This window comes from Bacillus sp. NP157, from assembly GCA_018889975.1.
Lineage (GTDB): Bacteria > Pseudomonadota > Gammaproteobacteria > Xanthomonadales > Rhodanobacteraceae > Luteibacter.
Genome location: CP076546.1, coordinates 4728331 through 4741334 on the forward strand (window position 1 = coordinate 4728331; position 13004 = coordinate 4741334).

Annotated in this window: 11 protein-coding genes; 5 read left to right on the plus strand and 6 right to left on the minus strand. The window is 67.6% G+C overall.

Going from position 1 to position 13004, the window contains the following annotated elements:
- Genes KPL74_21355 through KPL74_21365 form a run of 3 tightly spaced genes read right to left on the minus strand, consistent with a single transcriptional unit; the run spans position 1 to position 3655 of the window.
- Positions 1-1092, minus strand: coding sequence for a dipeptide epimerase (locus tag KPL74_21355; GenBank protein ID QWT20276.1), 1092 nt, complete (start codon positions 1090-1092; stop codon positions 1-3).
- Between the two features lie 15 nt (positions 1093-1107).
- Entirely contained in the window at positions 1108-2505 is a 1398-nt protein-coding gene (locus KPL74_21360; GenBank protein QWT20277.1) for an SH3 domain-containing protein, read from the minus strand.
- A gap of 1 nt (position 2506) precedes the next feature.
- Entirely contained in the window at positions 2507-3655 is a 1149-nt protein-coding gene (locus KPL74_21365; protein ID QWT20278.1) for a DUF819 family protein, read from the minus strand.
- A gap of 122 nt (positions 3656-3777) precedes the next feature.
- Here KPL74_21365 and KPL74_21370 point away from each other — a divergent pair, with 122 nt between their 5' ends.
- The 3 genes from KPL74_21370 (at position 3778) to KPL74_21380 (ending at position 7832) form a co-directional block, all read left to right on the plus strand.
- Positions 3778-4509: a M15 family metallopeptidase gene (locus KPL74_21370; GenBank protein ID QWT20279.1), complete on the plus strand. Its 732-nt coding sequence runs from the start codon at positions 3778-3780 to the stop codon at positions 4507-4509.
- Positions 4510-4584: 75 nt separating this feature from the next.
- Positions 4585-6201 (plus strand): NAD+ synthase, encoded by a 1617-nt coding sequence (locus KPL74_21375; GenBank protein QWT20280.1) that lies wholly within the window; start codon positions 4585-4587, stop codon positions 6199-6201.
- 425 nt (positions 6202-6626) lie between these two features.
- On the plus strand, positions 6627-7832 hold the full coding sequence (locus KPL74_21380; GenBank protein QWT20281.1) for a DUF1624 domain-containing protein: 1206 nt from the start codon (positions 6627-6629) through the stop codon (positions 7830-7832).
- 110 nt (positions 7833-7942) lie between these two features.
- Here the strand turns inward: KPL74_21380 and KPL74_21385 are convergent, their stop codons facing one another.
- Complete coding sequence (locus tag KPL74_21385) at positions 7943-8773, minus strand: outer membrane protein assembly factor BamD (GenBank protein ID QWT20282.1); 831 nt, start codon at positions 8771-8773, stop codon at positions 7943-7945.
- Between the two features lie 69 nt (positions 8774-8842).
- Between KPL74_21385 and rluD the strand changes: the two genes are divergently transcribed.
- Both rluD and pgeF read left to right on the plus strand, forming a co-directional pair.
- Complete coding sequence (rluD, locus tag KPL74_21390) at positions 8843-9817, plus strand: 23S rRNA pseudouridine(1911/1915/1917) synthase RluD (GenBank protein QWT20283.1); 975 nt, start codon at positions 8843-8845, stop codon at positions 9815-9817.
- Between the two features lie 2 nt (positions 9818-9819).
- The gene (gene pgeF / locus KPL74_21395; GenBank protein ID QWT20284.1) at positions 9820-10554 is read left to right on the plus strand and encodes a peptidoglycan editing factor PgeF; all 735 of its coding nucleotides are present in this window, start codon (positions 9820-9822) and stop codon (positions 10552-10554) included.
- 195 nt (positions 10555-10749) lie between these two features.
- On the opposite strand, the gene otsA is transcribed toward pgeF, so the two are convergent.
- The gene (otsA, locus tag KPL74_21400; protein ID QWT20285.1) at positions 10750-12165 is read right to left on the minus strand and encodes an alpha,alpha-trehalose-phosphate synthase (UDP-forming); all 1416 of its coding nucleotides are present in this window, start codon (positions 12163-12165) and stop codon (positions 10750-10752) included.
- A complete protein-coding gene (gene otsB / locus KPL74_21405; protein QWT20286.1) occupies positions 12162-12932 on the minus strand; it encodes a trehalose-phosphatase in 771 nt (256 codons plus the stop codon). The genes otsA and otsB overlap by 4 nt, the downstream gene beginning before the upstream one ends.
- Positions 12933-13004 lie beyond the last annotated feature (72 nt).

Here is a 13004-nt window from a genome sequence, read left to right on the forward strand (position 1 = left end):
TTACAGCGCTTCCACGCCACGCACGCTCCGGATACCCAGGCCCGGCGCGTCCGCGATCGAGATGACCGACTCGTCGAACGTCACCGCACCATCCACCGGATCGTAGGCGCACAGGGAAGGTCCGTCGAGGTCGACCCGCGTGATCACGTCGGCCCGCGCCACGGCGACGTGCACGGCGGCCGCCACGCTGATGCTCGACTCCAGCATGCAACCCATCATGCATTCGACCCCGTGTAGGCCGGCGATGTCGGCGATCTTCAGCGCACGGGAAATGCCACCGGCCTTCATCAGCTTGATGTTGACGATATCCGCCGCGCGCATCCGGATCAGCTCGATGACCTCCATCGGCCCGAACACGCTTTCGTCGGCCATCACCGGCGTCTGCGTGCGTTCGGTGACATAGCGCAGGCCCTCGAGGTCGTGTGCCTTCACCGGCTGTTCTACCAGCTCGAGCACCACGCCGGCCTGTTCGAGCGCGAGCAAGGCCCGCACCGATTCCTTCGCGGTCCAGCCCTGGTTCGCATCCAGTCGAAGCGCCGCGCGGTCGCCCACGGCCGCATGGATCGCGCGGACGCGGTCGATGTCGACGCGGATGTCCTTGCCGACCTTGATCTTCAGCGCGGTGAAGCCGCGTTCGACGGCCGACATCGCGTCGGCGACCATCTTGTCGATGTCGTCCACGCTGATGGTGATGTCGGTGCGGATCGACGGCTGGCCGCCACCGAGCAGCTGGTAGAGCGGCGCGCCATGGAGCTGGCCCCACAGGTCATGCACCGCGATCTCCACGGCGGCCTTCGCACTGGTGTTGCGCGCGATCGACGCCTGGATGATGCCGGTGATCCGGTTGAGGTCCGCAATGTCTTCGCCGATCAGCCGAGGCGCGATGTAGTGGCGGATGGCGTCGACGATGGAGCCGTGCGTATCGCCGGTGATCACGGCGGTAGCCGGCGCTTCACCATGACCGACGCGGCCGTCGTCGGTGTGCACCATCACGACGATGTCTTCGATGCTTTCCACGGTACGCAGGGCGGTCTTGAACGCGGTCCTCAAGGGGACGCGCAACAGGCCGAGGCGGATATCGGTGATCTTCATGGGAGCCTGTCCGGATCAGCGGATGCGCACGATGCTGGTCATGTGGTCGACGAAGGTATCGTTGTCCTTGTACAGCATGGGCAGCAACGGCGTGACCGACACCGCGTTGAGCTTGACCCGGCGCAGCGTGTCATCGGCCTGCCGGTAGCTCATGCCGCTGACATCGTGGATGACGTAAGGCTGGCCATCGAGCTTGCCGATCACCAGCATGACATGGCCCGGGATGTAGACCATGTCGCCGACCTCGAGCGACGTGGCCGCCTTAAGGCGTGCTTCGTGGCTGTCCTTGTCGGTAAATGCGGTGTGTTCGAGACCGGGGCTGGCGGCCTGGTCGCCGGTATTGCGTGGCATCTGCACGCCCATGCTGCGGTAGACGTCGGCGACGAAGCTGCTGCAGTCGCGCCCGTTGTACGCGTTGCCCCAGCCGTAGCGCTCGCCGAGGAACCTGAAGGCCTGGCGCACGATGTTGGCGCGGGTCAGTGGCAGGTAGCCCGCGGACGAATCCTGGTTGCGCTGGAGCAGGGCGGGGTGGAACGACAGCGCGCCGTTCGCGTCGCGCAGTGGCAGGCTCAGCGTCCACGACGTATACGCCGTCTGGCCGTTGACCGGCTGGTCGGCGGCCACGCTCGTATCGAGCGGCACGCGCGTGCCCATGTCGAGCTGCAACTCGGACAGCGCAGGCAGCTCCGGGGTGAACACCGTCGACGGCTTCGCCCCGGTGACCACCCGGTAAGGCGTGGCGTCGACGTGGGCGAAGATCGCGCCGGCGTCACCGAACGCGATGTCGCCGACGTGCATCCACGCCGCATAGCGCGGGCTGAGGACGAAGGCCCACTGGCCATCGCGACTCACCTGCACCACGGCGAGCGGATCGCCGGGGAACAGGGCGCTTTCCTGGAAGCGGTCGATGTCGGTATCGCCGATGCGGCTGAACACGCGCACGTCGGTCGGATAGCCGCGCAGGGCGCTGCGTCGCACGGCCATGCCATAACGCGGCGTCACGCTGGCGGGAATCGCCGCGAGGTTTGCGTTGGCCAGCACGTCGTCGATCGTGGCCGCGGCGACCGGCTTGCCGTCGACGTCGTAGAGCGTCTTCGTCGGCGCGTGGGTGAGGCCCGCGATCCAGGCTTTGACCTGGCTGGCGGGCAGGGTCGCGCCCAGGTGGCGGATGTCGTGCATCGACGGATCCAGCCGCATCACCTTGTCGTTCAGCCTGGCGATCGCGGCGGGCGACAGCACGACTGTGTCGGCGTCGGGTAGCCGCGATACCCAGAAGGACGGGTCGAGCTGGGCCTCGGTGACGCCGGGGATGCCGGATGGGGCTACCGTGGGCATGTCAGCGACCTGCGCGTGCGACACGCAGGTCGCGGTGGCGAGCAGGGCGGCAGCGAGGACGTGGCGGGGGAAAGGCATGTCAGAGGGCCAGGCGCGAAAGGACGGAAGCGACGACAAGGCCGAAGCCTGTTCCCACGATATACCCGAGCAGTGCGAGCAGGATGCCTACGGGTACCAGGGAGCGCGAATACGTCGCGGCGAGCACCGGTGTTGCGGCGACGCCACCGATATGCGCCAGCGAGGAAATCCCGCACAGGTAGAGGTCGAAGTGGAACAGGCGGGCGAACAGGCAGAGGAACACGGCGTGCAGGGCGATGATGGAGACGCCGCAGAGCAGGTAGATCGGCGCGGCGGCGATGCCGGCGAAGCTGCTTTGCGAGGCGAGCACCGCGACGACCGAGACCAGCATCGCGCTGGACACGGCTTGCGCGCCGGGTAGCCGCGCCAGTGGCGTATGCGCGGCGACGAGGCCGGCGATCGTGGCGAGCAGGATCGTCCACGTCGTCGCGGAGACCATGCTGCCGACGGGCAGCCGCTCGCCCAGCACGGCGGCGAGGGCCGCGACGCCCAGGGCGAGGCCGAGCCAGAGCAGCACGCTGTCGACCGTGGCCGGTGCGCGCGGCGCGGTTTCCGCGACGGCCATGTCGGCGCTGGAGGTCGCGCGGGTCCAGCGATTGAAGGCGGGAGCCAGCCGCGCGACGGCGAACAGCACGACCACCCACATCGAGTAGCACAGCGCATCGGTGAGCAAGGTGGTGGCCAGTGCGGTGTCGGACATGCCGATGGCCTGTTTCACGGCGATCATGTTCGCGGTGCCGCCGACCCAGCTGCCCGACAGCGACGCGAGTTGCATCCAGCCGTTGCCGGGCATCCACGGCCTGAACAGCAGGAAGGCGAGGATGAACGCCGCGAACAGGCTGACCGAGGTGCACGCGAACACGCCGAGCACGCGGGGTCCCAGGGCGAGGATCGCGCGCAGGTCGCAGTTGATCATCAGCAGGAACAGCAGCGCGGGGACCAGCCGCTTCACCAGGGTTTCCTGCGCCGCGTGGATCTCCGGCGACGCCGTCCAAAGGCCGCCGACGGACAGCGCCGTGACCATGAGGTAGGTGAGCACGATGGGCGGTAGTACCTCGAAGACCTTCCAGCCGAATCGCCGTTCGATGGCGGGCCAGAAACCGGCAGCTAGCAACATCACGGCCAGGTACGGCCAGACCGACTGGATCACGCGTCCCCTCCCAGGGTGGTGTCGCAGGGCATCATCGCATGTCGCCCTGCGCTGGATTCTCCGTCAGGATAGACGACAGGCCTGCCTGTGCGGCAGGCACCGGTGCGCGTGACGGAGAGGCCATGGCGAATGCAGCGAAGCGGGTGACGTCGACGATCCTTGCGGTGGGCCTGGCAGCGACGTTGGTTGTCGGCGCCGCGAAGGCGGCCGAGCCAACGCCGCCGCTCTCGCCCGCGCGCAGCATGGCCGAGGCGGGCATGGTCGACGTGCGCACGCTGGCGCCGGGCCTCGCCGAGGACATGAAGTACGCCGGCCCGGACAATTTCACCGGGGCGGTGGTCGAGGGCTATGGCGCGCCGCGGTGCTTCCTGCGCACGCAGGCGGCCGAAGCGCTGGCGCGCGTGGAAGCGGGGTTGCGCAAGCAGGGTTATGCCTTGCGGATATGGGATTGCTACCGGCCCGCGCGTGCCGTCGCTGCCTTCGTACGCTGGGCAGGGGATCTTTCGGACACGGCGACCAAGGCCGCGCACTACCCGAACCTTGGCAAGGACAAGCTGCTCGGTGAGTACATCGCGCCGGTCTCGGGCCACAGCCGCGGCGCCACGGTCGATCTCACCCTGATGCGCTGCACGGCCGCCACCTGCGAACCGCTCGACATGGGCACGGGCTTCGACTTCTTCGACCCCCTGGCGCACACCGCCGATCCGCGGATCACCCCGGCGCAGAAGGCCAACCGCGAACGCCTGCTCCGCGCCATGGCCGTCGAGGGCTTCAGCAACTACCCACAGGAGTGGTGGCACTACACCCTCCCGTCCGCCGTCCCCCCCACCCTCTACGACATCCCGATCCTGTAGGAGCGCGCCTGCGCGCGAAAAGCGTCGGCCCTTCGCGCGGTATCATGGGTGACCCCGCGTCCGTACGGATCCCCCATGTCCATCTTTCGCTTTGCCCTGGCCCAGCATGACTTTCCCGTTGGCGCGACCGCCGACAATGCGCGTCGGGTCCAGGCCCTGGCTGACGAGGCGCGTGACCGCCTCGGCGCCTCGCTCATCGCTTTCCCCGAGCTGACCCTCTCCGGCTATCCGCCGGAAGACCTGTTGCAGCGCCCGAGCTTCCTCGAAGCCTGTGGGCGCGAGCTGGCCGCGCTGGCGCCGGAGCTGAAAGGCATCGCCGCCATCGTCGGCTACCCCGACAGCCGGGGTGAGGTCTACAACGCGGCCTCGCTCATCCGCGAAGGCAAGGTGGAGTGGACGTATCACAAGCAGGCGCTGCCGAATTACACGGTGTTCGACGAGAAGCGCTATTTCCAGCCCGGCCAGCAGACCCACGTCTTCAGCATCGAAGGCGTCCAGGTCGGCATGCTGGTCTGCGAGGACATCTGGGAAGCCGAGCCCGCCGCCCGCGCGGCGCAGGCCGGTGCCGAGCTGATCCTGGTCATCAACGCGTCGCCGTACGACCAGCGCCAGGCGGCCACTCGCGAGGAACTGCTGCGCCGCCGGGCGACCGAGAACGGTGTCGCCATCGCTTACGTTAACCTCGTGGGCGGCCAGGACGACCTGCTGTTCGACGGCCATTCGCTGCTGGTGCAGCCGGATGGCACGATCGCCGCGCGCGCGCCGTTCTTCGAAGACCTGCTGCTCGGCGTCGAATACGACAGCGCCACGAAGCTGCTGGCGCCGATCGACTGGCCCGCCCCCGACACGCGCAGCGCCGAGGCGGTGATGTACGACGGCATCGTCCGCGGCATCCGCGATTACGTCGGCAAGAACCACTTCGGCGGGGTGCTGCTCGGCCTCTCCGGCGGCATCGATTCGGCGCTGACGCTGGTGATGGCGGTGGATGCGCTGGGCAAGGACAAGGTGACGGCGGTGATGATGCCGACCGAATACACCTCGGACCTGTCGCTGCGCGAGGCGAAGGCGCAGGCCGAGCACCTGGGCGTCGAATACCACGTGGTGCCGATCGAAGGCATCTACGGGTCGCTTACCGATGCGCTGGCGCCGGTCTTCGGCGACCGCAAGCCGGACATCACCGAGGAAAACCTGCAGTCGCGCACGCGTGGCGTGCTGTTGATGGCGATGTCGAACAAGTTTGGCCGCCTGCTGCTGTCCACGGGCAACAAGAGCGAAATGGCGGTCGGCTACGCCACGCTCTACGGCGACATGTGCGGTGCGTACGCGCCGCTGAAGGACGTGTACAAGACGGTGGTCTACGCGTTGTCGCGCTACCGCGCTGCGATCGATGGCGGTATCCCCATGGCGGTGATCGATCGCCCGCCTTCGGCCGAACTGCGCCACGACCAGACCGACCAGGATTCGTTGCCGCCGTACGATGAACTCGACGCGATCCTTGCGCACTTCATCGAAGGCGAAGCCTCGGCCGAAGACATCATCGCCGCCGGCCACGACGACGCCACGGTCCGCCGGGTCATCCGCCTGGTCTTCATCAACGAGTTCAAGCGCCGCCAGGCCGCCCCCGGTCCGCGCGTCACCACCAAGGCGTTCGGCCGCGAACGCCGCTACCCCATAACCTCCGGTTGGCGCTAACGCACAACCGCCCCGTAGGAGCGCGCCTGCGCGCGATTTGACGTGCGCGCGGCGCTCGTACCTGCCCGCAGGACAGCCCTCGGTGCCTACCCTCGCTGCTCAGACAGGTCCTCCGCGCTCGATAAGGTTGGCCGCAGCCGCGGCCCATGTATTTGATTAGCCTTCGGCCGCTCGCTTGTGCGGGAGATGCCGCGGCTGCGCCGCCATGCTTTCCATTCGCGCGCAGGCGCGCTCCTACGACCGCCGCTACGTAGGCTCCTTATACGGCGGCACCGGCAGGCCGGCAACGCGTGTCGTCCAGAGGCGCTGCGCCTGGCCTGGCATAGGCGCTATTGCCTAGCTGCACGGGCCTGGCATCCTGCTAAGTTCCCATTCGTTGACCAGCCACCGTGCCCAGCCGCACGGCATCGACGAAAGGGGAGCGCATGCCAGGCCCAGCTATCGAATCGCCGCCGGTCGGTGGCGACCCCACCATGCCTGCGCCAGCGCCGACGCGGCGGCTGGATTTCATCGACGCGCTGCGCGGCCTCGTCATCTGCCTGATGGTGCTCGACCACGTCCGCGACCTTACGCATCGCGACGCGTTGCTCTTCGATCCCACCGACCTGTCCCGGACCACGGCGGCGCTATTCTTTACCCGCTGGATCACGCACCTGTGTGCGCCCACGTTCGTGTTGCTTGCCGGTGTATCCATCTTCCTGCAGGCGCGCAAGGGCAAGGCGGGCTGGCCGCTATCACGATTCCTGCTTGCCCGTGGCCTTTGGCTGGTCGCGCTGGAAGTCACGTTGGTGAACTTCGGATTCGACCTGAGCTTCGGGGTGTTCCTGCAGGTGATCTACGCCATCGGCATCGGCATGGTGTTCATGGCTGCCATGGTGCATCTGCCGAGGGCATGGGTCCTCGCACTGGGGCTTCTGATCGTGTTCGGCCACGACGCGCTCGATGCGGTACGCATGGACGGGACGGATGTCTCCGCATCCCTCTGGCACCTGTTGGTACAGCCCGGGCCGCTTCCCTTCGGCATGGTCACCTACCCGGCCCTGCCGTGGTTCGGAATCATGTGCGTGGGCTACGGCATCGGCGGGATTTACCTGGCGGAGCCGGACCGCCGCACCCGGGTCCTCGCCATCATGGGCGTGGCGATGCTGGTCCTGTTCTTCATCCTTCGCGTGCCGAATATCTATGGCGACCCGGTGCCCTGGACAAAGCCTGCACACAGCGGGTGGACGACGCTGGCCGTGCTCAATGTCACCAAGTACCCGCCTTCGCTCGCCTACGTCTTGCTGACCCTGGGGATCACGACGCTTGGCGGCCTGGCGCTTGAGCGGGCACCCGCGTGGCTGCTACGCCCGCTGCTCGCCTTCGGCCGCACGCCGATGCTCACCTACCTCCTGCACCTGTACGTGGCCCGGCTCCTCGTCCTGGCGATCGGCGCGGCGTGGGGCATTCCCGCCAGCGATTTCCTCGACTCGCTCGGCGACCCCTCGCGGTTGATCCGCGATGGGTGGGGTCTTCCGTTGTGGGGCACTTACGCCGTGTGGATAAGCGTCCTGGTGATCCTGTATCCGATCGCCAGGGCCTACGCGCGGTTCAAGGCGACGCAACGCCGGTGGTGGACCAGTTATATCTGAAGCACGCGCCACGATCGGGCATGAAAAAAGCGCCAGCCCTCGCAGGCTGACGCTTCAAGGCCGTTAAGGCCGGCTCACAGCCCCGCAACGCGGGGCGGCTCACCCAAAGCTCAATGATGCCCCGAGAACGGGATGGCCTTGCGCCAGATCGACGGGTGGTGCGGCCAGTTCGGGTCCGTCAGGTACGGGTGGTCCGGGTAGTTCAGGGCCAGCACCTGGCGGCTCTGGTCGGCCAGCGGCTTGCGGTCCAGCGCGAGGTAGCTGCGGGTGAGGATCGCCAGGGCGTCGGCCGTTTCCGGCGACTGCTGGTAATGCTCGACCACGTACTGGGCGCGATCGGCGGAAGCGATGTACGACTTCGTGCGCAGGTAGTACTCGGCCACGTGGATCTCGAACTGGGCCAGCTCGTTGCGCAGGAAGATCATGCGCTGGCGGGCGTCCGTGGCGTAGGCGCTGTTCGGGTAACGACGGGCCAGCTGGCTGAAATCGTCGAAGGCAGTCAGGTTGAAGCCCTGGTCGCGACGGGTCGAGCCAGAATTGTCGCCACGCTGCAGATAACGCTCGATAATGCCGCCGGTACGGTCAAAATTGATCAGACCGCGCAGGTAATAGGCATAATCTGCATGCTTGTGGGTCGGAAACGTCTTGATGAAGCGGTTGATCGTCGAGTACGCCTCATCCGGCTTGTTATCTTTGTACTGAGCGTAAGCCAGGTCGATCTGCGACTGCTCATTGATGTCACCCGACGGGAAACGCGCGATGAGACGCTCGTAGGCCTTCTCGGCCGCCGCGTAGTCAGCGTGTTCCAGCGAGTCATGGGCGTTCGCATACAGCCGGTCGACCGGCATGGTATCGATCGTCTCCTTCTTGCTGCGGAACATCGAGCAGGCGCTCATCGACAGGGCGAGGACGAGCAGAATGGTGATCTTGGTTGCACGCATTGAGAGAGTTCGGATGCTTGAGCGAAATGGCATGATAGCCGAAACCGGCCCCCGGCCGGGCGGCGCGGCATGACGACGGTACGGCACGAGGCCACGATGCCGCTAACGGCCGCGGGACGGCGTTTCGACCAGTCTTTGGCCGAGATGTTCCCGGAATACTCCCGATCCCGCCTTACGGGATGGATCAAAGACGGCAAAGTGTTGCTGGACGGGGCCCCCGTGCCGCCGCGCCAGCTGGTCCGTGGCGGCGAGTCGGTGGTCCTTGAGGCCGAGCTGGCCGTCGAGGTCCATGCCCAGCCCGAGGACATCGCCCTGGACATCGTCTATGAGGACGATGACCTGATGGTGATCAACAAGCCGGTCGGCCTGGTGGTCCACCCGGGCGCCGGCAACCCCGCCGGCACGATGCTGAACGCGTTGCTGCACCACGCCCCGGCGCTGGCGGCCCTGCCGCGCGCGGGCATCGTCCATCGCCTGGACAAGGACACGGCGGGCCTGATGGTGGTGGCCAAGTCCATCGCCGCGCAGACCGGCCTGGTCACGATGCTGAGCAAGCACGACGTGCACCGCCAGTACGAAGCCGTGGTGCTCGGCACCATGGTGGCCGGCGGCACGGTGGACGAGGCGATCGGCCGCCACCAGCACGATCGCCTGAAGCAGGGCATCCGTGACGTGGAGCAGGGTGGCAAGGAAGCGGTCACCCACTACCGGGTCCGTGAGCGTTTTCGTGCGCACAGCGTCATCCAGTGCAACCTGGAGACCGGCCGCACCCACCAGATCCGCGTGCACATGGCGCATATCGGCCATCCGCTGGTCGGCGACCAGATGTACGGCAACGGCCTGCGCCTGCCGCGCGGGGCCAGCCAGGAACTGATCGACGCCCTGCGTGGCTTCCGCCGCCAGGCGCTGCACGCCGAGAAACTGGCCTTCGAGCACCCGGTCACCGGCCAGTACCTCGAGTTCGACTCGCCCCGCCCGGCCGACCAGGAGGCGCTGATCGAGGCCCTGCGCGCCGATACGGCGATCCATCCGATCGAGGACTGAGCATGTCCGAGGCCTGGATCCGCCCCGGCTGGCAGGTTTCCCCAGGGGTCGGCGCCGCGGTGTCGACCCGGCAGGGTCCCGGCGTGTCGGCCGGCCCCTACGGCCGGTTGAACCTCGGCCTGCGCTCCGGCGATGACCCAGCGGCGGTCGCGGCGAACCGGGCCTCGCTGGTCACGGCACTAGGCCTCCCGGCACAGCCCCTGTGGCTGCGCCAGGTCCATGGCACCGACGTGGCGGAAGGCCCGGTGGCGGGCGGCGACGAGCCCGTGGCCGATGCCGCGGTGGCGCGTGGCCCCGGCCAGGTGCTGGCCATCCTCACCGCGGACTGCCTGCCGGTTCTGTTTGCCTCCGCCGACGGCCAGGCCATCGGCGCGGCGCACGCGGGTTGGCGTGGGCTGGCGGCGGGGGTGCTGGAAAACACCGTCCAGGCCATGGCCGCCGACGGTGTCCAGGCATGGCTGGGCCCGGCGATCGGTGGTGGCTCCTATGAGGTGGGCGAAGAGGTCCGCGAGGCGTTCGTCGGCCACGATCCTTCGGCGGCGTCCGCCTTCGTGGCGACCCGCCCGGGTCACTGGCTGTGCGACCTGTATGCGCTGGCGCGCCTGCGGCTGGCCGCCGTGGGCGTCACCCATGTCACCGGCGGCGGCTTCGACACCCTGACCGACGACCGGCTGTATTCCTACCGCCGCGACGGCGCGCAAAGCGGCCGCTTCGCCACCCTCGTCTGGACCGTGTAGGAGCGCGCCTGCGCGCGATGGAGCGGAGAGAAGCGTATCGGGTACTGAGTTGAGAGTATCGAGTAGAAGCCTGGCTCGCGCTGTTCCCGCGGTACTCTCAACTCGGTATTCGTTACGCTCTTTGTGCCCTTCGCGCGCAGGCGCGCTCCTACAAAAGCCTGCGGGCGTCCAACAGGATCGGGGCGCCCGACAGCGTCAGGGCGCCGTCATCGGCGTCGGCACGTAGATCTCCGGCTTCACCTTCGGCGGTTCCGTGAGCGCGTGCAGGAAGTTGTTGCGCCAGTGGGTGATGTCGTTGCGTTCGAGCACGTCCATCATCGACTGCCAGCGCATCCGGCGTTCCTTCAGCGGCATTTCCAGGGCACGTTTCAGTGCCTCGGACACCTCGTCCAGGTCGGACGGGTTCACCAGCAGCGCGGCATCCAGCTCCTGGGCCGCGCCGGCGAAGCGGGAGAGCACCAGCACGCCGGGATCCTGTGGATCCTGGCAGGCGACGTATTCCTTGGCGACGAGATTCATGCCGTCGCGCAGCGGCGTCACCAGGCCGACCTTGGCTACGCGGAAGTAGCCGGCCAGCACCTTGTGCCCGAAGGACTTGTTCACGTAGCGGATCGGCACCCAGTCCGGCTCGGCGTACTGGCCGTTGATGTGCCCGGCGCTGCGCTCCAGCTCGCGGCGTAGCGAGCGGTATTCGGGTACGTCCGAACGCGAGGGCGGGGCGATCTGCAACAGCGAGACACGGCCGCGCAGGTCCTTGTGGTCGCGCAGCAGGCGGGCGAAGCCGTCGAAACGCTCCGGCAGGCCCTTGGAATAATCCAGCCGGTCCACGCCGATGATCAGCGAACGATCGTCGATCGAGGCACGCAGCTTGGCCACCGCACCGCTGTCTTCGGCGCGATGCGCCAGTTCCACGGCCTCGGCCGTGTCGATGCTGATCGGGAACACGCCCGCGCGGAAGATCCGGCCGTTGGCCGCGCGGATCCGCCCGCCCGTGCGCATGGCGGCGCCCAGTTCGTGCAGGAAATAGTCTTCCAGCGCGCGCAGGTCGCGTTGGGTGTGCAGGCCGACCAGGTCGTACGACGCCAGCGGTTCAAGCAGTTCGCGATGGCGTGGCAGGGTGATCAGCAGGCCGGCCGCCGGCAGCGGTGTATGCAGGAAGAAGCCGATCCGGTTTTCCACGCCCAGCTCGCGCAGCATCGCCGCCAGCGGGATCAGGTGGTAATCGTGGACCCAGACGATGTCGTCTTTCTTCAGCAGCTTTGCCACACGCTTGGCGAAGATGCGGTTCACCCGCAGGTAGCCATCGAGGTGGTCGCGGCGGTAGTCGACCAGGTCGCCGCGATAGTGGAACAGCGGCCAGAGCGCCCGGTTGGCGAAGCCACTGTAGTAGTCGTCGTGGTCCGCCTTGGACATGTCGATCGTGGCGTAGGCGATGTTGCCTTCCTCGACCTCGTGCAGCTCCTTGCCTGTTTCGGCGGCGATATTGCCGCTCCAGCCGAACCAGAGCCCGCCCATTTCCTGCAATGCCGCGTTCATCGCCGAAGCGAGTCCGCCGGTCTGCGTCTGTTTCGGCAGGGCGACGCGGTTTGATATGACGACCAGTCGGCTCATTGGCTGCTTACGGCTCCCTTCGTCAATGAAGTCATCACGCTATTCAGCCAAGCATGGACATCGGCCGGGCTAGACAATGTGAACGCGGCGTGTGACGGCGTTCTTGCACCAACGCGAACCGACATGCCCTGGCGTGCGTTCACCACGACGAAGGCATGCTCGTCGGTCAGGTCGTCGCCGAGATATACCGGGGTGCGTCCCTGGAACGGGGCTTCCTCGAGGAAAGCGGCGACCGCCACGCCCTTGTCCATGCCGCGCGGTTTGAACTCGCAGACGTGGCTACCGGGTTGCAGCTCGAAGCCGGGGAAGCGGGCGGCCACGGTGGGCGCGAGCCGGCCCATCTCGGCCTCCAGGGCGGGGTGTTCGCGCGAATGCAGCGCCACCGACCAGCTCTTGTCCTCGACCCGGAGGCCGGGCAGGGCGAGCGCCACCTCGTGCACGGCCGCGCGCAACCGGGCCAGTTCATCGCGGTCCACCGGCACCGTACTGAGCTGGCCGGCGGCATCGCGGCGCTCCAGCCCATGCTGGCCCGCGGCGGCCCAGCCGGGTCGCTGGAAAATGCGGTCCAGGCCGTCGATGGGCCGGCCACTGACCAGCGCGAGCGCACCGCCCAGGGCATCGTGCAGCGCATCGAGCGTGGCCATCAGGCCGTCCGGAACGACGACGCCCTCGGGGTCGTCGGCGAAGGCAAGCAGGGTGCCATCCGCGTCGAGGAACAGGGCGGCGCGTGGCGGCAGGGCGGCGGGTGGCGCGGGGAGGACAGGCAAGACGCGGCTCCAGAGCGGGAGTGATAAAGCGAGCATGCCCCGAAACGTGTGAAAGGAACCGGTTGAAGGCGC

Coding starts and splice junctions, on each gene's coding strand:
- pgeF (QWT20284.1), top strand. CDS start 9,820: ATGTCCGAGGCCTGGATCCGCCCCGGCTGGCAGGTTTCCCCAGGGGTC.
- KPL74_21375 (QWT20280.1), top strand. CDS start 4,585: ATGTCCATCTTTCGCTTTGCCCTGGCCCAGCATGACTTTCCCGTTGGC.
- otsA (QWT20285.1), bottom strand. CDS start 12,165: ATGAGCCGACTGGTCGTCATATCAAACCGCGTCGCCCTGCCGAAACAG.
- KPL74_21370 (QWT20279.1), top strand. CDS start 3,778: ATGGCGAATGCAGCGAAGCGGGTGACGTCGACGATCCTTGCGGTGGGC.
- KPL74_21385 (QWT20282.1), bottom strand. CDS start 8,773: ATGCGTGCAACCAAGATCACCATTCTGCTCGTCCTCGCCCTGTCGATG.
- KPL74_21380 (QWT20281.1), top strand. CDS start 6,627: ATGCCAGGCCCAGCTATCGAATCGCCGCCGGTCGGTGGCGACCCCACC.
- KPL74_21360 (QWT20277.1), bottom strand. CDS start 2,505: ATGCCTTTCCCCCGCCACGTCCTCGCTGCCGCCCTGCTCGCCACCGCG.
- KPL74_21355 (QWT20276.1), bottom strand. CDS start 1,092: ATGAAGATCACCGATATCCGCCTCGGCCTGTTGCGCGTCCCCTTGAGG.
- rluD (QWT20283.1), top strand. CDS start 8,843: ATGACGACGGTACGGCACGAGGCCACGATGCCGCTAACGGCCGCGGGA.